17 protein-coding genes, 1 other RNA gene and 2 pseudogenes are annotated in these 21,350 nt (G+C 36.7%); 3 read left to right on the forward strand and 17 right to left on the reverse strand.

The features are described from left to right. Positions 1–29 precede the first annotated feature (29 nt). From B8955_RS04445 to B8955_RS07100, 3 genes and pseudogenes are all read right to left on the reverse strand, one after another. Entirely contained in the window at positions 30–1,241 is a 1,212-nt protein-coding gene (locus B8955_RS04445; protein ID WP_084099039.1) for a carboxylate--amine ligase, read from the reverse strand. A 132-nt stretch (positions 1,242–1,373) separates the two neighbouring features. Further along, an RNA gene (ffs, locus tag B8955_RS04450) (signal recognition particle sRNA small type) lies at positions 1,374–1,462 on the reverse strand. 136 nt (positions 1,463–1,598) lie between these two features. Beyond that, positions 1,599–2,570, reverse strand: a pseudogene (locus B8955_RS07100) (hypothetical protein); the annotation flags it as partial. A gap of 103 nt (positions 2,571–2,673) precedes the next feature. Between B8955_RS07100 and B8955_RS04460 the strand changes: the two are divergent. Next, positions 2,674–3,798: an NAD(P)/FAD-dependent oxidoreductase gene (locus B8955_RS04460; RefSeq protein WP_159444433.1), complete on the forward strand. Its 1,125-nt coding sequence runs from the start codon at positions 2,674–2,676 to the stop codon at positions 3,796–3,798. A gap of 51 nt (positions 3,799–3,849) precedes the next feature. Here the strand turns inward: B8955_RS04460 and B8955_RS04465 are convergent, their stop codons facing one another. The 12 genes from B8955_RS04465 to B8955_RS04520 all read right to left on the reverse strand — a co-directional run bounded on the left by B8955_RS04465 (position 3,850) and on the right by B8955_RS04520 (position 16,228). Further along, positions 3,850–4,494, reverse strand: coding sequence for a V-type ATP synthase subunit D (locus tag B8955_RS04465; RefSeq protein ID WP_084099050.1), 645 nt, complete (start codon positions 4,492–4,494; stop codon positions 3,850–3,852). A gap of 7 nt (positions 4,495–4,501) precedes the next feature. Beyond that, on the reverse strand, positions 4,502–5,878 hold the full coding sequence (locus tag B8955_RS04470; RefSeq protein ID WP_084099051.1) for a V-type ATP synthase subunit B: 1,377 nt from the start codon (positions 5,876–5,878) through the stop codon (positions 4,502–4,504). Further along, a complete protein-coding gene (locus B8955_RS04475; protein WP_084099052.1) occupies positions 5,878–7,653 on the reverse strand; it encodes a V-type ATP synthase subunit A in 1,776 nt (591 codons plus the stop codon). The genes B8955_RS04470 and B8955_RS04475 overlap by 1 nt, the downstream gene beginning before the upstream one ends. A gap of 15 nt (positions 7,654–7,668) precedes the next feature. Then, the gene (locus B8955_RS04480) at positions 7,669–7,983 is read right to left on the reverse strand and encodes a V-type ATP synthase subunit F (protein ID WP_084099053.1); all 315 of its coding nucleotides are present in this window, start codon (positions 7,981–7,983) and stop codon (positions 7,669–7,671) included. Next, the gene (locus B8955_RS04485; RefSeq protein WP_084099054.1) at positions 7,973–8,974 is read right to left on the reverse strand and encodes a V-type ATPase subunit; all 1,002 of its coding nucleotides are present in this window, start codon (positions 8,972–8,974) and stop codon (positions 7,973–7,975) included. Before B8955_RS04485 ends, B8955_RS04480 begins: the two co-directional genes overlap by 11 nt. A gap of 15 nt (positions 8,975–8,989) precedes the next feature. Further along, the gene (locus tag B8955_RS04490; protein WP_084099055.1) at positions 8,990–9,568 is read right to left on the reverse strand and encodes a V-type ATP synthase subunit E; all 579 of its coding nucleotides are present in this window, start codon (positions 9,566–9,568) and stop codon (positions 8,990–8,992) included. 36 nt (positions 9,569–9,604) lie between these two features. Further along, on the reverse strand, positions 9,605–10,081 hold the full coding sequence (locus tag B8955_RS04495) for a V-type ATP synthase subunit K (RefSeq protein WP_084099056.1): 477 nt from the start codon (positions 10,079–10,081) through the stop codon (positions 9,605–9,607). Positions 10,082–10,103: 22 nt separating this feature from the next. Continuing rightward, on the reverse strand, positions 10,104–12,065 hold the full coding sequence (locus B8955_RS04500; RefSeq protein WP_084099057.1) for a V-type ATP synthase subunit I: 1,962 nt from the start codon (positions 12,063–12,065) through the stop codon (positions 10,104–10,106). Next, on the reverse strand, positions 12,052–12,378 hold the full coding sequence (locus B8955_RS04505; protein ID WP_084099058.1) for a hypothetical protein: 327 nt from the start codon (positions 12,376–12,378) through the stop codon (positions 12,052–12,054). The genes B8955_RS04500 and B8955_RS04505 overlap by 14 nt, the downstream gene beginning before the upstream one ends. 169 nt (positions 12,379–12,547) lie before the next feature. Further along, entirely contained in the window at positions 12,548–13,108 is a 561-nt protein-coding gene (gene tadA / locus B8955_RS04510; protein ID WP_084099059.1) for a tRNA adenosine(34) deaminase TadA, read from the reverse strand. A gap of 125 nt (positions 13,109–13,233) precedes the next feature. Further along, positions 13,234–15,915, reverse strand: coding sequence for a cation-translocating P-type ATPase (locus B8955_RS04515; protein ID WP_084099060.1), 2,682 nt, complete (start codon positions 15,913–15,915; stop codon positions 13,234–13,236). A 22-nt stretch (positions 15,916–15,937) separates the two neighbouring features. After that, positions 15,938–16,228 carry a helix-turn-helix domain-containing protein gene (locus B8955_RS04520; RefSeq protein ID WP_159444434.1) on the reverse strand — a complete coding sequence of 97 codons (291 nt, stop codon included), beginning with the start codon at positions 16,226–16,228 and terminating at the stop codon, positions 15,938–15,940. Between the two features lie 207 nt (positions 16,229–16,435). On the opposite strand from B8955_RS04520, the pseudogene treP reads away from it, so the two are divergent. Then, a pseudogene (gene treP / locus B8955_RS04525) lies at positions 16,436–17,884 on the forward strand (PTS system trehalose-specific EIIBC component); the annotation flags it as partial. 26 nt (positions 17,885–17,910) lie between these two features. Beyond that, the gene (locus B8955_RS04530) at positions 17,911–19,569 is read left to right on the forward strand and encodes an alpha,alpha-phosphotrehalase (protein WP_084099062.1); all 1,659 of its coding nucleotides are present in this window, start codon (positions 17,911–17,913) and stop codon (positions 19,567–19,569) included. A 40-nt stretch (positions 19,570–19,609) separates the two neighbouring features. Here the strand turns inward: B8955_RS04530 and B8955_RS04535 are convergent, their stop codons facing one another. Both B8955_RS04535 and B8955_RS04540 read right to left on the reverse strand, forming a co-directional pair. Further along, entirely contained in the window at positions 19,610–19,912 is a 303-nt protein-coding gene (locus B8955_RS04535; RefSeq protein WP_084099063.1) for a rhodanese-like domain-containing protein, read from the reverse strand. Between the two features lie 66 nt (positions 19,913–19,978). After that, positions 19,979–21,346 carry a YfcC family protein gene (locus B8955_RS04540; RefSeq protein ID WP_143238381.1) on the reverse strand — a complete coding sequence of 456 codons (1,368 nt, stop codon included), beginning with the start codon at positions 21,344–21,346 and terminating at the stop codon, positions 19,979–19,981. Positions 21,347–21,350: the final 4 nt, after the last annotated feature.

A 21,350-nucleotide genomic window follows, 5' to 3' on the forward strand; every position in this document is an offset into this window, starting at 1 on the left:
TACCTTTCCCTCCTTTTATTTCAATATGATTAGTTAAAGTGATGCTCACGATATTTCTTCAAATAATTAATCGCACGTAATTTCAGAAAAATACGCCGTTTTAAATTTAAATCGGGTTGGTAACTTAATGGGTTTCCCCATTTTCCGTCAGCAATATGTCTTTTAGCATCTTGTAAAACTGATTCATTAGTCACGTAACGATCTAACACTCTTTCTGGGACAAGGCTAAATAAAAAGTCTTCATTTAAATAATAAAGATCCTTATGTTTATGATAAATCAAATCATCGACTAGAAATTCAGCCATATTATGTCCTGTCGCTGTTGTATAATAACTTGAGCGACCTTGACGCAAATTCACTTCAAAAATTTTAAATGTTTTGTCACGGGCATCGTACTTCAAATCAAAATTAGCAAATCCTGTATAATTCAAATTAGTTAGAAACGTTACTAATTGATTCATCACGTCTTTATTAAATCGTGTTAGCAATGCCGTATAGTTTCCAACTGCTGAAGGTTGCGGTTCTTGAGTAACGACTTGAGCAAACGTAATTAATTGTGGTTCACCTTGCGAATTAGCGTAAAAAACCGCGTCAAACATGTAAGTATCATCGCCAGGAATGTAATCTTGGATGATTAATTCATCCGTATATCCTGCTGACTTTATCATTTCAATGACTTCGTCGAGTTCATTGGCTGACTCCACTTTATAAACTTTTTCTTGTCCAGGAAAATCTAGAGCAAAGTAAGCAACACCATTGTTAGGTTTAACAACCACTGGATAAGTAACTTCTCCCGTAAAAGGTAACTGACTATCACAATCATAATAATAAGTTTTAGGGATAGGCATCTCATAATGTTCACATGTTTGATAAAAATCCTTTTTCTCAAATAAAGCATCACGAACTTCTGGTTTTGGAACATTCAGTAGGAAATCTTGACGCAATTCATCTTGATGGTCAATAATCAAATTTTGATATTTATCATTAGTACCAATCAAAATTAAATACTCAGCGTCAGATTTCACCCCCTCCGCTACCTTTTTTAAGGTTCGCTTAAAAACAGCTGGGTCCTCGAAATCTTCATCGAAATAGACAGCCTTCTTCAATCCGCTATTTCGTGTAAATTGTACCTCTTCCTTACCGACTAGAACAGATTGTACCCCATAAGCTTCATGAAACGATGTCATCATATTATAGGCATTCATATCGGTACCGACAATAATCGGTAAAAACTTTTCCATACTAACCTTCCTTTGAGTCGAAATTAAACATTTAAAAATAGTATATCGTATTCATTTAACATTTTAATAACAAACAAAATAAAACCTCTTAAAGTAATATCGTTGTCTTACTTTAAGAGGTGTTTGTTTCCTATCAATCTTATAGCACAGAATGGACAATGCTTAGAGCTGCTTCGTTCCCGATCTGACCCGGTTCACATCTCCACCCTTGCCATAAGGCCTTTCGGCACTTAGTAGTGTATCATATATTGACTCTTGGTTCAAATGATTTTCTAAATAGCGGACGAAACATTTTAATAAACCAAAAATAAAACTTCCTAATGCGATGGTTACAACAATTCCTACCAATTGTCTTTCTACTTGTTGCCCTGAAAACATCAATCCACAAACTAGTGCACTCATAGCTCCTCCAATTCCATTCATTGAAAAAGAATCGACACTATCATATATCGATATACGCGACAATAGATGGCGCTGACTCCAATTAATCGTTAAACAAGACACGCCGCAAATTACCATCACTTTAAATGGGGAGACAATTCCTACAGCTGAAGTTGACGTCACCAGCCCACAAATCATACCGTCACACAAATCACTTAATTGAATACGCCGATGACTAAAATAGCCGACAATTCCCATTACGATAACTCCTATCACAATGCTAATCATAGAATTGAGTAATGCCAACATCGCTTCATTATTAAATCCTTTTGCAGGAGCCATATTAAATGCGAACCAACCAAAAGCAATTAATATCGAACTAATAAATTGCCACGGGTAATCTTTAGGTATTTCTCTGGCATCCTCACTTGGTGGCGAAAATAACCAAGCAAATAAATAAGCAACAAATCCTGCACTTAAGTGAACAACAAGTGCTCCAGAATAATCGATCACGCCTAATTGAGCTAACCATCCTTCCTTAGTCCATATCATATGAGCTAAAGGTGCGTAACATCCTACTATCCAAATTGTGATAATGAAACATAAGTCTCGTATTCGACATCGGTCAATTATTCCTCCTATCAGCATTGTAATCGCATATAGACAAAAGCATAATTGAACAAACATTTCCTTAATCATTGATGGATTAATTATTGACTCAGTAAACAGTTTTAACCATCCCAAAGACCAATAACCGATAAAACCATTACCGTCATTAAAAGCTAGCGGATATCCTATCAATAACCAAGTTGTAATTCCTACAATCATAGCGCTAAAGAAACGTTTAAGTATTTGTTCTTTCGCAACATGCGGTAACATCGCCATATAAAGTAATCCGACAGCAAAAATCATGACCCACATATTTAAAAAACATAGCCATTCAAACATATAACCCTCCTTGTTGACAAACAATAAAAATAACGTTACGATTAAACCGTAACTATTACGATTTAATTATACTTTTATCGATTTGTCAATGAAAGGATTACCTATGTCAAAACATTATAAAGTAGCAATTATTGGAGCTGGTGCAGCTGGTATTGGAATGGGATGCCTTCTCAGTCAATTCAATTGGAATGATTTTATTATTTTAGAACAAGAAACCATTGGAAATTCTTTTTTGCATTGGCCTGAATATACACGTTTTATTACACCATCTTTTACAACTAACGGTTTCGGATTCCCAGATTTAAATGCCATCGTCCCTGATACGTCACCTGCTTATACTTTTGGCAAAGAGCACCTATCTGGTAAAGAATATGCCACCTATTTAAAAGGAGTCGCAACTTATTACGAATTGCCAATCAAAGAACATAGTCAAGTGACACTAATAAAATCCCAACCCACCTTCTATGTAATTAAAACCGACCAAACAACGTATACTGCCAACTACGTCGTTATGGCAACTGGAGAATATGGTTACCCCCATATGGCGGATATTCAAGGAAACCATCTCGCACGACACTATAGTGATATCCAAAACATTGATCAACTACAGGGGCATCATTTTAATGTTATTGGTGGAAATGAAAGTGCCATTGACTTAGCAACGAATTTATATCTAAATGGCAAAGAAGTCAATATTTATACCGATCATACTGGATTAGATAGCCACGTTCCTGATCCTAGCATCAATTTAGCTCCAATTACCAAAGAACATTGGCAACGAGCTAACCGTTACCGTCAAAATATCCCTGTGTACACGAATCATCAATTAAAATTTATCGATAAAACCCAAGAGACCTATCGACTAACATTTACTAATGGCGAACAAATAACATCAGCTACACCACCGCTATTAGCTACTGGATTTGAACCTATTATTAAACGTCAGTTTTATCATCTATTCGATTTTATGCCCAATGGTAAACCACTCTTAACCGCTCAAGATGAATCCACTTGTGCTAAAAATATCTTTGTTATTGGTCCTAGTGTTCAACACAATCAAGTTATTCTTTGTTATATTTATAAATTCAGACAACGTTTCTTACCGATTATCGAAACGATTGCTCAACGCGAAAAATATCCTTTAAATCCTAAAATCATTTCTTGGTATCAACAAAATGCGATGGCAATGAATGAACTAGACCCTTGTTGTGTGAACTGTCATTGTTAATACAAAAAAGGCCTCCCACTAATTAAAATAGCGGGAGGCCTTTTAGGTGTGTTATTCTTCTTCACCCATATCTTTAACTTTCATCATTCGTGTAATTGAAGCCCGTTCGTCTTCTTCGAGTTTCATTTCGATATATTTTATCGTTTCTTGATGATCAGGAATCATCCGATGCTCTAAAGCATTTACTCGACGACGAGTGCTTTCAATTTCATCAGCCATTAATTGACATGTTTTTTCTATCTCACTTAATTTCAATAAATTAGGTAATACAGCATTCATAACATTTAATGACTCATCGAGTTCACTTGACGTATTCAAGTAACCGTAAGATAAATCTTTTTCTTTATCTTCTTTTTCTTCAGAATAATGAAATTGCATTTCTGGGACAGTAACACTCATAACATTTTTCCGATGAATTTCTAACGTTGCTTCTTGAGTTGGAATAGCAACTAATTCATCAACGAAAGCATCATTCATTGTTGAAGAAGCAAGAACAAAGTTTTGTAAGGCACCTGATAGTTCTTCTTCAACTTGTTTTCTTAATTCATTGTTTTCTTTAATTAAATCAATAAACTGACGCATCAATTCGTCTTGTTTATCTTTTAATAATTTATGCCCACGCTCAGCGACATCTAAACTTTCTTTTAGATTGCTAAGCTCCATACGAGTTGGTTTGACGTTTAATGCATTCGCCATTTAAACATCACTCTCCTTCAGGCATATATTTTTCAATCATATCATCTTTAATCCGAGTTAATTCAGATTTCGGTAAGATACTCAATAATTTCCATCCTAATTCTAGCGTTTCTTCAATTGAACGGTTAGTATCAAAACCTTGGTTGACATATTCTTCTTCAAATGCATTGGTAAATTTCAAGTAAAGTTTATCCGTATCAGATAAAGCGGATTCCCCTAACACGACAGATAACTCTTTAGCTTCTTTACCTTTCGCATACGCTGCGAATAATTGGTTCATTGTTGAAGAATGGTCTTCACGTGTTTTGCCTTCACCAGTCCCTTTATCTTTCAAACGAGATAAAGAAGGTAACACATTGATTGGTGGTTCAATCCCTTGGTTATTAAGATCATTATCTAAAATAATTTGTCCCTCAGTAATATAACCTGTTAAGTCAGGAATTGGATGGGTAATATCATCTTCTGGCATCGTTAAAATAGGAATTTGGGTAACAGACCCTTTACTTCCTTCTAAACGACCAGCACGTTCATATAATGTTGAAAGGTTAGTATATAGGTAACCTGGATAACCACGACGACCAGGAACCTCGCGACGTGCAGCTGATACTTCACGTAACGCTTCACAGTAGTTTGTCATATCAGTCATGATAACAAGCACGTGCATGTCTTTTTCATAAGCTAAGTATTCAGCAGCTGTTAAGGCAATTTTTGGAGTAGCTAACCGTTCAATGGCTGGGTCATCCGCTAAGTTAACGAACATAACAGAACGATCAATCGCACCTGTTTCACGGAATGAATCCATGAAATATTTAGATTCTTCAAAGGTAATTCCCATCGCTGCAAAAACAACGGCGAATTTTTCGTCATCATTTAATACCGTCGCTTGACGAGCAATTTGGGCTGCTAATTCTTTATGTGGTAAACCTGATCCTGAGAATACCGGTAATTTTTGACCACGAACTAGAGTATTTAGATGGTCAATCGTTGAAATACCTGTTTGAATAAATTCATCTGGATAATCACGAGCCATTGGATTGATTGCTTGACCGTTAATATCTAGACTTTCATCAGGAATAATTTCTGGTCCATCATCAATTAAGTTACCTAACCCATCATAGATACGACCAATCATATCTTCAGAAACACCAAATTCTAGTGGGTGTCCTTTGAAACGAACTTTTGTTTCTTGTAAGTTAATTCCTGAACCGCCACCATAAATTTGGACAACTGCTCGGTCCTCTTCAATTTCTAGTACTTGTCCGATTCGTGTTTCACCGTTTTGTAATTGGATTTCGACAAGTTCGTCATAGCTGACATCCGCAACATCATCGACAATCATAAGAGGTCCATAAACGTCAGAAACTGTTTTGTATTCTTTTAACACTATTCTTGACCTCCTTTTTGAATAGTTGCTCCAATTTGTTCATCAATATCAGAAAGAATGGTATCAAATTCTGCAATATCATCTTCATGAATATATTTCATACGACTAATTTTTTCACGAACTTCTTTTGTTCCTTTCAAGATTTCATCGTAATAAGCACCAACATCCATTGCTTTACGTGCTTTTTCAGAGAAGTGTAAGATGACAGATAACATTTTAGTTTGTTTTTCATCAGATGTTGTTGTATCGACATCATCAAAGGCATTTTGTTGTAAGTAGTCTTCACGTAACATCCGAGCAACAACTAATGTTAAACGGTCTGATTCTGATAAAGCATCCACACCAACTAAACGAACAATTTCTTGTAGTGAACTTTCTTCACTTAAAATACCCATTGCTTGGCGAACCATGCCTGACCAGTCAACACCACGTTCTTCTGATAAGTGTTTTGTCACGTCATTTTGGTATAGAGAATATGAATCCAACCAGTTAATCGCTGGGAAGTGACGTTGTTGTGACAAGCTAGAATCTAATCCCCAGAACACTTTAACAACACGTAACGTATTTTGAGTAACGGGTTCTGATGTATCTCCCCCTGGAGGTGAAACGGCACCAATAGCAGTAACAGATCCCGTACGATCGTCATGTCCTAACGTTTGGACAATACCAGCACGTTCATAATATTCAGCAATACGTGATCCTAAGTAAGCTGGATAACCTTCATCACCAGGCATTTCTTCTAGACGACCAGACATTTCACGTAACGCTTCTGCCCAACGTGAGGTTGAGTCGGCCATAATCGCTACAGAGTATCCCATGTCACGGAAGTATTCTGCAATCGTAATACCTGTATAAACAGAGGCTTCACGCGCAGCTACCGGCATGTTTGATGTATTCGCAATTAATACCGTACGTTCCATGATGGATTCTCCAGTTTTAGGGTCAACCAATTCAGGGAACTCATTAATTACGTCAGTCATTTCGTTACCACGTTCACCACAACCAACATAAACAACGATATCAGCATCCGCATATTTAGCGATTTGGTGTTGAACAACTGTTTTACCTGCTCCGAAAGGTCCAGGTACGGCAGCTGCTCCACCTTTAGTAATTGGGAAGAAAGTATCAATTACCCGTTGCCCAGTTGACATAATACGGTTTGGTGCATATTTTTCTTGAACTGGACGTCCTTGACGTACCGGCCATTTTTGCATCATGGTAAAATCTTTTACACCATTTTCAGTTTCTACTTGATAAACTGTATCTTCAATGGTAAATTCGCCACTTTCGATACTTGCCAATCGACCAGAAACGCCAACTGGAACCATAATGCGATGCTCAACAACTGGTCCTTCTTGGACAGTACCAACAATATCACCAGCAGTTACTTCGTCACCAACAGACATTTTTGGTTCAAATTCCCATTTAGCAGAACGATCTAAGGCATCAACCCGTACACCACGTTGTAGGAACCATGAGTCTGTTTGTGTCATAAAATCTTGCAATGGACGTTGAATCCCATCAAACATCCGTGTCAACATACCAGGACCTAACTCAACTGATAGTGGTTCTCCTGTTGTCTTAACAACTTGGCCTGGTTTTAATCCTGATGTTTCTTCGTAAACTTGGATAAACGCTGTGTCCCCGTGCATTTCGATAATTTCACCAGTAAGGTTTAAATCCCCAACTAAACAAATGTCACGAACAGCTGCTTCATCCATCCCACTTGCTTTAATCAGTGGTCCAGAAACTTCAATAATTTTTCCGTCTTTCAAAGCTGTTCCTCCCTCTTAATCTAATATATTTTGTCCAACCGCTTTTTCAACATTGCGGTTTACACGTTCTTTCGCAATACCTAAACTTCCTTGATGAGAAGGGATAAGAATAATTGCTGGAATAACTTTCGTATCATAACGACTGATTGTATCGGGAATTTGTTTCGCCATCGTTTCGGTTAAATAAATCACCCCATACGAATCTTTCGCTAATTTATCCACTGCTTCTCTCGCTTGTTTAGCATTTGCTACTGGATATGAATCAAAGCCGATTAATTGAAAAGGAACAACGACATCTTTTTCACCGACTACACCAATTTTATAAGCCATAGATAGGTCGCATCCTTTCTTCAATTTGATCTTTTTCTAAACCATAATCTTTTGCGGTTAAAATTAAACGAATATTACTTACTTCATTTTCTTTAAAGTAAAGATAAGCCAGACTAGGCATTGGTCCAAAAGCTTGTAAGTTAGCTTGTTTCATTAAGTCTGCTTCAATTTCGCTAATTGTCGCATCAACAGACACTAAATCGACATTTTCGCCTGAACCAACATATTCATTTAATGGCTCACCATATGGCAATAAAGCAAAACGTTCAATAATACCATCATAATCATTATGATCTGCTAAAGCCATCAACTCTTCTTGAGAAACAGATCCGTTATCATTAATAATATTTCTTAAGAAACCTTGAGAACGGCCTTGTTTCATTCCTCTAATTAAAGTTGATAGGTTTTGCAAATTAATCACGACATCAATATATTCTTCGACATCAGCTGAAGAAATATCTTCTTTAATTGCCGCGATATGTTCAAGATAAGCATTATCTAACATAATAGAAATCCCATTCACATCTTCATAATCATTGTAATAGGATTTAACTAATTCAATATTATGACGCATCACTTGATGTAATGTTTTACCTTCGCTCGTTTTAATCGCATGGCGTAAGGTGTCCACATCATAACGTCCAAATGGTAAATACATCCGACTTAAGTCTTTATCCGCATACCATTCTTTAAATAGAACTTTTAGATTATGATAATCATAACGCAAAGCAAAGATATCAACTATCGCGTCATCAGGGATTCCTGCGTATAATTCCCGATAAATTTCTTCTAGACTTTGATTTAAAAAGCTCTCAAAATCTTTTGTTTCTAAAATGTCATCAGGCACATGGTAATCCATTTTCCGTAACACTGAAATAGCTTCTTCAAGAGAATCGGCGCGTAGCATAGCTTCATAATCAGAAGAAGTTAGAAAAGTGGACTCTCTAACTCGAACCGTGGTGTTAATCGCACCATAAGCTACATCTTGCATAGTTCCACTCCTCTCTTAAAATCCTCGTTTAGCAATTTCTTGAGCTAATTGATCTTTAAGCTCATCAATAATTGCTTCATAAGTAAAGTTATAGTCCATACCTTCACTTGCTAAGATAAAACCACTTTTGTTTTTCAATGATTGATCAGCAAAAACCAATCCTGAAAATTCTGTTTGTAGTGCTTCTTTATCAGTTGTTGATAGAATGTCTTGGCTTTTATCTCCCAAATGGATAGTTGCATTTTTATTCGTATCAACTTGGTTTAGAGCACCACGAATCAATTCTTTAAACTCATCACTACTCATTTGATTAAGTGCCGTAACACTATCTGAGTAAACGGAACGAATTAATTGTTGTTTTGCTTTTAACGTTTTATTACGTAATTCATTAACATAACTTTGTTTATCACGTTGTAACTTCGCATCAGCAGCTTTTTCATTATGTTCTTTACCAGCTGCTATTTTTTCGTCAATTCGGTTCATTTTTTCATTTTTTTCTTGATCAAGTTTTTCAGCGTATTCATCATAATCTGCTTGATGCTTTGCTTTTACTTTATCTAATACCGATTGCGTTAATTCTTGAATATCTGCCACTCGTAGTCCTCCTTTCTTGTTTTGCTTCAGCTAAGATTAAACTGATAAAACAAGTAAGAAAGAAATAACGAAGGCTAAGATAGCGTAAGTTTCAACCATGGCAGCATAAATGATACCATTTGATGTATTTTCAGGACGTTTTGCTAAAATTTGTAATGCTGATGTAGATACTTGTCCTTGGTATTTACCAGAAATTAAACCAACAAAACCAATTGGTAGACCAGCCATGAAGTATTGTAAACCTTGGGCGAAATCAACACCGCCTGAAATTTGTAAGTAAATCATGAAACCAACTACGAAACCATATAAACCTTGAGTACCTGGTAATAGTTGAAGAACTAATGATTGACCAAATTTTTCTGGTTGTTCTTTAATTAATGCTGATGCAGCTTCACCAGTTTGACCAACACCACGAGCAGAACCCATACCAGAGAAAATAACTGCTACAGCGATACCTAACATCGCAAAAATTTCGCCACCATTGTCAACAAAGAAAGTAATCCAGTTTTCCATAATTATTTATACCTCCAAAAAATTAATTATTATTTTTAACATCTTTTAATCGAATATGTTCTTGTAACGTTTTAATTGGTGAGAACGCACGTCCGCCACCTTCGTAGAATTTACCAAAGAATTCAACGAAAATTAAACGAGCGCCATGGACATAAGCACTCAATAATCCTAATAACATATTAAAAATATGTAAGAATGCTAAGATGACAATCCCAATTGTAAATCTCGCGGGTGCTGGGAAGAAAGCAATCAACATGTTAAACGCTAAAGCGATACTACCACTTGATACCCCAAGAGCCATTAACCGTGTATATGAAACGAAATCCCCAATATAGTTAGCAATTCCGTATAAGTTATAAGCTCCTAGTCCAGCTCCTAATAAGGTTTTATCATTAAGAATCATTGGAACAACAATCATACCGATTGCCGCAATAATAGCTGTCCATTTACCAATTGTAAATAGTAATGGAATATCCATCGCAAATGATGAACCAACTAGCATGACAATTAAGCCAAGTAGTAATAGTAACCATCCTAATCCATCACTATAAGCACTCTCATAATCTTTATCACGAGAAGCCGAATAAGTTTTTAAAATTAATCCTAAGAAAATATGAACTGTACCAAAAATAATAGATAAAAGAATAACTAATTCAACATCTTCTGTTGGATTCACTAATTGGAATGGCAAGGCCGCTCCGAAAATAGACCCATAAATAAGTCCCCAAATCATCGTCGGATAACTTAAAATATGACCAAATTTCATAAACCGTTTAGGACCTGGTTTTAGGTCCATCATTTTAAGTGCAAATAATGTCACAATCCACATAATTAATCCATAACCTAAGTCTGCCATCATCATTCCGAAGAATAAAATGTAGAAAGGCGTTAAGAAAGGTGTCGGATCAATTTCTGTATATTTAGGTAAACTATACATTTCCGTAACGGTTTCAAACGGTCTAATAAATGCATTATTTTTTAATTTGATTGGGACATCATTATTTTCAATTTCATGATTTGAAATTTCTTCTGTTAATAACACAACATCTGAGTAGTCATGGTCAACTGTTGATTGAATACTTGCATATTCATCTTCAGGCACCCAACCACTAATCACTGTTAAAATATCACTATCATAAGTGAGATTTTCAGCAGTTTTTAATTGTGCTTGATTATAGAAAACTTCGGCAGCTAATTGTAAGGTTTCTCGTCCTGATTGAGACGATTGTAAGGATTTAACAACTTCCTCTTCGTCTTTAATCAATTGCTTACGTTCATCTTCTAATTTTTTAAAACTAGCGTCGGGAGATTGTTCATAAGGATAATCCCATTCGCTAAAGTTTTGTTCATTTAATACTCCAGTCACATCAGTGTCTGTCGTATTATCCACAAAAACAACTAATCCAATTTCTGTTTCATTAGCATAAACTTCAGCCACACTTAACCCATCAGTTGCTTCTAGTGCTTTCCATGCGGTTCGATTTTCATCATTAGGAATTGTTCCTAAAGTCGCATCAAAGTATTTAAACGAAGCAAATGTGCTAGGGTCAACAGGCAAGCTACGCCAATTTGCTAATTCACTTTGTCTTTTCTCAACGGCTTCACGTTCATCTTGAATAGCAATCCGTCGTTTCTTCAAGGATTCAATGTCTTCTATTAGCTCTTTGGCATCATCTAAATTAACGGATGCGCTTAATTCATCCATTGACATCACTGGACGTTTGGCTAATAGTTTATCCTTCAACGATTGTTTTTGCCGATATTGAGACAATACACTCAAACTCTCCTCAGCACGTTCATACCAAGTATAATATTCAACATATGCTTCAGATGACGTTCCTTCCACATGAAATTCATCTTCAGCTAGTTCACTCGGTAAATCGCGCACTTCGACATTTTGTAAAGTCTGCATATCACGCAAGATGGATGCTTTAAGTTCAGGTTCAGCAACAATTGAGATTTTTCTCATTTTAGCTATTGCCATAAACTTTTTTCACCTCTCCAACAACGTAATTAATGAGCTCGCTTTTCTTCGCTTGAAAATCACTATCCATTTTTTGAATGGTTTCTTGATTTTCATTATCTTTGGCTTCTTTAAAGCTTTCCAGCTCGGAAGCTTTTTCACGTTGCAAATCATCTTTATGTTTTGCAAGAATATCGTCCGCCTCAGATTTATGCGTTTCAACTGCTTGCTCATTATCAGCTTTAAGTTGTTCGCGTTTGTCTTTGAAGGCTTCTTCAATCGCTTTGGCTTCTTTTTCTGTTGCCACAACCGTATCAATTGTACTACTTCCCAAAAATTCCACCTCCTAATTCATGCATACGCTTCATTATAACATTTTTTTAACACCTTTTTAAGTCGTTACGCTCTACAAATAGACATTCTAAGCGGTTTCGTACAGTTTCTTCCTATTTAACTATAAGCATGAAAAAATTTTTATTTGTTACTCTAACAACACTTATTATTTACCCTTTATCCTCATTTTCTATTGCTCGTTTTGCTTTTTTCATTGCTTTCTTTTCTGCACGTAATTGCTTAAAGAAATTTTGTAAAAGAGCTTTAGTGTCATCGAGCAGGACGCCACCAGTCACTTCAACTTGATGGTTAAACCGTGAATCAGTCAATAAATTCATTAACGTTCCTGCTGTTCCACCTTTTTGATCATAAGCGCCAAAATAAACATGGCGAATTCGACTTAAAATCATGGCCCCACTACACATTGGACAAGGTTCTAGAGTGACATATAAATCACAATCAGCTAATCGCCAATTGTCTAAGGTATGATTGGCCTCTTGAATAGCTAACATTTCCGCATGAGTGGTTGCGTTATGACTCGTTTCTCGTAAATTATGGCCACGTCCAACAATCTGGTTCTGATACACAACGACTGCTCCAATAGGTACCTCACGTAATTTCTCAGCCTTTCGAGCTTCTTTAATCGCTTCTCTCATCCAATATTCATGGACTCGACGCTCTTTGGCTGTCCATTGGTTTGTATCTGTATTCCCTTCTTCAGTTGATGTCATTCATTCACCTCCAATCATTAAATAGTTTATCATGTGTTTTTAAATATTTAGAGCACAAAAAAACTGATTACCTCAAAATGATTGTACAATCATTTTAGGCAACCAGTTTAATAGGCTACAACTGCTTATTTTTCTAAACGAACAATTAATTTATTCAATAGATAAACTAAGAATGTCGTAATGACTCCAGCTCCTGCAATATACGCCCAAGTAATTCCACGTAAACTTTCTGTTCCGATAATTGTTTGCATAAATGGTGCATAAACAGCGACTAATAATAGTAGTACTGAAACTACAATCGCACCAACTAAGAATTTATTCTTGAATAATGTTCGGTCTAAACCAAAGCGTGAGGTTTCGCGAACATTGAAAATATGCATTAATTGAGCAATCGCCATGAAACTAAATACCGCTGTTTGACGATATTCTAAAGTTAAACTTTCATTTTGTCCTAAGAACATAAAGAATGCAAATGAGGCTAATCCAATAACTAATCCACTAAAAATAATTCGTCCTAAAAATTGTTTATTTAGCAATCCTTGATTACTATCACGTGGACCACGTTCCATAATATCTTCTTCACCAGTTTCAAATGCAATCGCCATCGCTGGTCCGATATCAATCATCAAGTTTAAGAATAGAACATGTAGTGGCATAATTGGTAACGGTAATAAGAAGACAGTTGCTAAGAAAATGGCTGTAATCTCTACCATGTTACATGAGAATAAGAAGGATACATATTTTTTAATGTTTTCAAAAATAATACGTCCTTCACGAACCGCATCAACAATCGTTCCAAAACGATCATTCGTTAAAATCATATCGGAAGATTCTTTTGCGACTTCAGTTCCGCGAATACCCATAGCAACTCCGATATCTGCACCGTTTAATGCTGGGGCATCATTTACTCCGTCCCCTGTCATCGCAACAACTTCGCCTTCTTTACGTAAGGCTTCAACAATTTGTAATTTGTTTTCCGGAGAAACACGAGCAAATACAGCAGTTTCTCTAATTTTCTCTACAAAATCATCTTGTCCGTACGCTTCATCAATTTCTTTACCTGTCATCGTATTTTCGCTATTGTTAATACCAATTTCTTCGGCAATAACAGAAGCTGTTTTTGGATGATCACCAGTAATCATTTTGACTTGAATACCAGCATTTTGGGTTAATTCAATAGACTCTTTAACATCTTCACGTGGTGGGTCAATAATTCCGAATAGACCAGCCATGGTAAATTCATTCGGATGATTTTCGACAATCTCTTCGATTGATTTTCCTTTATCATTTCCTTCAACTTCTAAACTAGCTAAAGCAATGACACGTAATCCGTGCTCTGTTAATTCTTCATTGTATTGTGACCAAGTATCATGGGTTTCATCAGACATATCCGTCATATCGAATAGCACATCTGGTGCCCCTTTAATAACTACAATTTCGTTTGGTCCATCGTAATGAACGGCCATATATTTAGCTTCAGAATCAAATGGAATTTCATCAATTCGTTCATAACCCGCATCTTTAATAACATCACGAGTAATGTCCATTTTTTCAGCTAATACTGTTAATGCCCCATCTGTAGGGTCACCAATAATGTCATACTCACCATTATCTTCTTTTGTTAACTCAGCATCACTTGCCCATAATCCATAAGCAATCATACTTTTTAGTTCGGTATGTTCATCTAAATTGACTTCTTCGCCATCTTTAGTAATTTTACCTTCTGGCGTATAACCTGTACCAGAAACATCATACTCAGTATTATCGGCTAAGCGAATTTTTTGAACTGCCATCTGATTTTCAGTTAACGTTCCAGTTTTATCACTAGCAATGACTGACGTTGATCCTAATGTTTCTACGGCTGGTAATGATTTCACCAAGGCTTTATGTTTAGCCATTGTTTTCATACCACGAGATAATGTTATCGTTTCTACCGCTGGCATTGCTTCTGGAATAGCAGCTACTGCTAAAATAACAGCAATATGGAACATTTCAGTCAATTCTTGACCTGTAATCAATCCAGTAATCAATACCGAAATCCCAGCAATGGCTGCCGCAACAATAATGACTTTACCTAATTTATCTAGCTCAATATCAAGAGGTGTTTCATTTTTCTCACTGTCGTGAAGCATTTCGGTAATTTTACCAACCTCGGTATCCATACCGGTTTCAGTAACGACTGCTTCTCCAGTTCCTCGGGTAATTGCGGTTCCTTGGAAAACCATATTTAAACGGTCACCAATTCCCTCTTCATCTTCGAAGATTTCTTCAGCATCTTTATCAACCGCTTCTGATTCACCTGTTAAGGCTGCTTCAATCGCTGCTAAGTTTTTCGTTTTTATTAAACGAGCATCTGCCGCAACAGCAGCACCTTCGCCTAAAATTAAAATATCACCTGGTACAATGTCAGCTGAATCAATTTCTTGTACTTGGCCATTACGACGAACTTTAGCACTTGTTGATCCCATACTTTGAAGGGAATCTACTGATTTTTGGGCTGAATATTCCGTAATAAACCCGGTTAATACTGATAAAATAATCGCAATGATAACAGCAAAGCCTTCAATTGGTTCTCCAGTTAAGAAAGATAATAACGCAGCAAATAATAATAAGTAAACGATGAGGTCATTGATTTTATCCCATAAAATCTCCCACCAACTCATTTTTTCTTGCTCTTCTAACTCATTGGTCCCGTATTTTTCTCGCGCTGATTCTACTTGATCATCATTTAATCCTTCGTCTTGCGAGACATCAAATTCTTTTATCGTTTCGTCGATAGTATACTGATAAAACTCTTTTTCAGACATTTCTTCTCTCCCTTTACACTTATTAAGTAATAGTTAATAAAAACTGGTACAATGCATGTTTCTGATGCTCACTTAACTGATGCACCCGATGTGAAATTTCTTGTTCAATAGGCTCAATATTGTCCAAGAAAAAATCTGACATTGACACTTCTAAAACATCACAAATTTTTTCTAACTTCATAAATGAAATACTTGATTGCTGATGTTCCACCGCTGAAATAAACGCTGGGGAAACTTCTGCTTCACAAGCTACTTCCTTAACTGTTAGTCCTTTTGCTAGCCGTAGCTGATGCAATCGTAACCCTATATCCACTTTTGTATCCTCCATCACTTCAATTTACTCACCAATCATAGCATGAGCAAATCAGCAATTTAAAGTAATATGATATAAAAATAGATAAAAAAATTAGTGTCACTTTATATCGTAAGAACGTTATTGATAATAAATCGCTTACATGATATAATACTACCAACTTGTATAGACAAGTAATTTTAGCGGTTATTTTAAGGAGGATTTTCTATGGTAGAAGAATTTAAACATGATGCCAAAGCACTGCTCTCTCATGTTGGGGGAAGCGAAAACATTCAAGCTGTGACCCATTGCGCCACTCGGATGCGCTTTGCATTGAAAGACCCTAAACAAGCAGATGCTAAAGCCATCGAAGAACTTAAATCCGTCAAAGGAACATTTACGCAATCGGGACAATTTCAAGTTATTATTGGTAATAAAGTGGCCGATTTTTATAATGAATTCGAAAAAGTCTCTGGCGTATCAGGAACATCAAAAGCTGATGTTAAAGAGGCAGCGGCTGCTAATAACCAAAACTGATTACAACGCGCCATGACCTTTTTAGCCGAAGTCTTTGCCCCTATTATTCCAGCAATTATTGTCGGGGGGTTAATTTTAGGCTTCCGTAATATCCTCGAAGGCGTCCCAATGAGCTTCTTAAATGGACAAACCATTACCGAAGTTAGTCCTTTTTGGGCAGGAGTCAATGCGTTTCTATGGTTACCTGGAGAAGCCATTTTCCACTTCTTACCCGTTGGTATTACATGGTCAGTTACTCGTAAAATGGGAACCACTCAAATTCTAGGAATTATTTTAGGAATTACTTTAGTATCTCCCCAATTGTTAAATGCTTATGATGCGCCAGCAGCTATCGCAAATAATGAGGTTCCTTTCTGGGATTTCGGATTCTTCCATCTTGATATGATTGGTTATCAAGCTCAAGTATTGCCTGCTTTATTCGCTGGCTTAGCTTTAGGTTATTTAGAAAAATTCTGGCGTAAAGTCATCCCTGAAATGATTTCAATGATTTTTGTGCCGTTCTTAGCGTTACTTCCTGCAATTATTTTAGCGCATACCGTTCTTGGTCCAATCGGTTGGACACTAGGTTCTTGGATTGGTGAATTATTCTATATTGGATTAACAGGCTCATTCAGTTGGTTATTCGGTATTCTTTTCGGAGCGTTCTATTCTCCATTAGTTATTACTGGACTACATCATATGTCTAATGCTATCGACTCTCAGTTAGTGGCTGATTTCGGTGGAACAGGTCTTTGGCCAATAATTGCCCTATCTAATATTGCGCAAGCTTCTGCTGTTGTTGGGGTATGGTGGATGACTCGTCACGATGAAGAGGAATCACAAATTACAATTCCATCTTTTATTTCCGCTTACTTAGGTGTCACTGAACCAGCCATGTTTGGGGTAACTTTAAAATACGTTTACCCATTCGTAGCAGCGATGATTGGTTCTGGTTTAGCTGGATTAATTTCAACTGTTTTTAAAGTTCAAGCAAACTCTATCGGTGTCGGAGGGTTACCTGGATTCTTAGTCATCCAATGGCAAACTATGATTCCGTTCTTGGTCGCAATGGCCGTTGCAATTGTTGTTCCATTCGCATTGACCGTATTCTTCAAGAAAAAAGATATCTTAACCAATAGCGGCTTAGATTTTAATATTCCATTCTTTAATAAATAGGAGGCTAATATATGCAATCTCATTTCAGTGACAAAGTCATCTATCAACTTTATCCTAAGTCATTTAAAGACTCTGATGGTGATGGTATGGGGGATTTACGTGGTGCCATCGAAAAATTGGATTATATTCAATCATTAGGGGTTGATTTAATTTGGATGAATCCTTTTTATCCTTCCCCTCAAAACGACAATGGCTATGATATCAGCGACTATACAGCGATTAATCCTGATTTTGGGACCATGGCTGATTTCGAAGAATTAGTACAAAAAGCTGATGAACGAGGAATGGGATTAATGTTAGACTTCCCATTAAACCATACGTCAACAGCACATGAATGGTTCCAGAAAGCTTTAGGTGGAGATCCTTATTATCAAGACTTTTATTACATTAAACCACCTAAAGCTGATGGCTCCCTACCAACAGATTGGGCCTCTAAATTTGGTGGCCCCGCATGGGAACCATTCGGAGATACCGGAAATTATTATCTTCACCTTTTCGATGTGACACAAGCCGATTTAAATTGGCATAATCCTAATGTGCGAGAAGAATTATATCAAATTGCCAATTTTTGGTTAGAAAAAGGAATCAAAGGGATGCGTTTCGATGTCTTAAATGTCATCGGTAAAGAAGAGTTTGTCGATAGTGGAGCGCCTAATTCCGCTCAAGAAAAAGCATTATATACCGATACCCCTATTGTTCATAAATGGGTAAATGAACTTAACGAACGCACCTTTGGACGTTATAAAGATATCGTGACCGTTGGAGAAATGTCTTCTACTAATGTTCCTAATGGTATTGGCTATACTCGTCCCAATCGCAACGAATTAAGTATGATATTCAGTTTCCACCATTTAAAAGTCGATTATAAAGATGGCAATAAATGGACACAAGCGCCTTTTGATATTCCTGCTTTCAAACGTATCATTGCTGAGTGGCAACAAGGAATGACAGATAATGAGGGCTGGAATGCGTTATTTATGAATAATCATGATCAACCACGAGCAAATTCACGGTTGACTCACAACCCAAGTTATAACGCTAAAGTCACCACAATGTTAGCAACAACGATTCATTTATTAAGAGGAACACCTTACATTTATCAAGGAGAAGAGATTGGGATGACCAATCCTTACTTCGATACCATCGATGACTATCGAGACATTGAATCTTACAATGCCTATCGCGAATTATTGAACCAAGGTGTTGATGAAGAAACAGCTATCGCCATTATTGGTGATAAATCGCGTGATGCTGGTCGGACGCCTATGCAATGGGATGACAGTCAACATGCTGGCTTTACCACGGGAACACCTTGGATTGGCATTCCAAATAACTATCAACAAATTAATGTTAAAAATGAACAGGAAAATGGTCATATCTTTTCTTACTATCAAAAACTAGTTCAATTACGAAAACAACTGCCCGTGATTCAGGAAGGTGATTATACAGAGTTGCTCTCTGATCATCCAACTGTTTTAGCCTATAAACGACAATTAGAGTCTTCAAGCCTTGTTGTTTATAGCAATTTCAGCGAAGAACCTGCTGATATTCAAGTCGCTGATGAGTTCTTATCTGGTTATAGAAAACTTATCGGTAATGATGAGACGAATCAACTACAGTCTGAATTGACACTATCTCCTTTTGAAACCATTGCCTTTATTAAGCAATAACGAAAAAAGTTGCGAGCAAATTATGCTCGCAACTTCTTTTTTATTCAGAAACTAATTCTCCTGGATAGTCTTTAGTGCCTTTTTCCACATTAATGGCATCATAACCTTTTTCAGTTAAAATTTGTGTCGCTTTATAAGACCCTTTGCCTTGTTGACAAATCATATAATATGTTTCGCTTTTATTAATTTGATCTAAATTATCATCAATTTTAGATAGTGGAAAATGTTTAGCTCCAGGAACATGACCTTCATCGTATCGTTCTTTAGGACGAACATCTAAAATGTTCATCGTTTCACCACTTTGAATTTTTTCATAAAATTCTTCCATTGTTACTTGTTTCATTCTATCACCTCCTGCCCTCACTATAGCAAATGCTCCTAATGATTGCAGATAATATGCTTTCCTTATCTAATACGGTCCATAATTTATAGCATTGGCAATTAATAGGAAAGCAATCCCAATAACCATCCAAATAGCAATTAATTTCCATACAAATTTAAACCAATCTGGCCAATCAATTTTAGCCATACCTAGCTGAGCCATCAAAACACCGCTAGTAGGAACTAGAGAATCTAGGAACCCTTCTCCAAATTGGAAGGCTAATACCGCTGTCTGTCTAGTCACTTCTAAATGGTCAGCAATTGGCACCATGATAGGCATAGAAACTGCTGCTAGACCTGAACTTGATGGAATAAACGGGTTTAATAATACTTGCGTAAAGAACATCCCAACTGCCGCTAATGAACTAGGTAATTGTTTCAATACCGTAGTCAAGAAATAAATCATCGTATCAATAATTTGGCCATCTTCCATAATCACAAGAATACATCTCGCTAACCCTATCATTACCGCTGGACCTAGTAATTCTCGAGCACCTTCTATATAGAGAACAGCGATTTTAGAAAAAGATAGCCCACTTAACAGTCCCCCTACCATTCCCATAATAAGGAACATTGCGGATAGCTCTGTAATAAACCATTCAAACATTAAAACGCCAACAGCAATCATGGCAAACCCACCGGCGAAGACAATAATTTGTAACTTACCACTTAAACTTAATGTTTTCACTTCATCATCTAAAACATCAGAAATTTGCATATCATTTTCCTTGGCAGGATGATGTTTAGCATAACGCATGACATACCATGACGTTACGACCCACATCACAAATAAAACAATGAGTCGGAATCCCATTCCTGAATAAATAGGAAGTTCTGCCACAACTTGGGCAACACCGATAGAGAAGGGATTCATAAAGCCAGCATAAACTCCAATCGCTGCTCCTAAAGACACCATAGACAATCCAACATAACGGTCATAACCTACTGCCGTAGCTAAACGTAACACTAATGGAAGAAAGACTAATGTTTCTTCTGCTAATCCCATTGTGCCGCCACCGAGAGAAAAAATAAAAATAATTGTCGGAATTAAAAAATATTCTCTACCTTCTAATTTATCTGCTACTGCTTGAATCGCTTTATTTAACGCTCCCGATTCTTCAAAAATTTTAAAGGTACCGCCACCAATCAATACAAAAAAGACAATTTCAGCTGTCTGTACTAATCCCTTAGGAACAGCCCTAAAGAAATCGAAAGGTGTCTGTGGTTGTTGATCAACGAAATGGAAAGAGCCTGACACAACTTCTGTCCTGCCTGCTTCTTCAATTCGTTCAAAAGCCCCCGCAGGAATAATCCAAGTGGCAATCATCATAATAACTGCAATAGATAATAAAATAATGTACGTATTTGGCATCTGCCAAGTCTTTTTCTTCTTCACTTTT

It is taken from the genome of Aerococcus suis, from assembly GCF_900176325.1.
Lineage (GTDB): Bacteria > Bacillota > Bacilli > Lactobacillales > Aerococcaceae > Aerococcus > Aerococcus suis.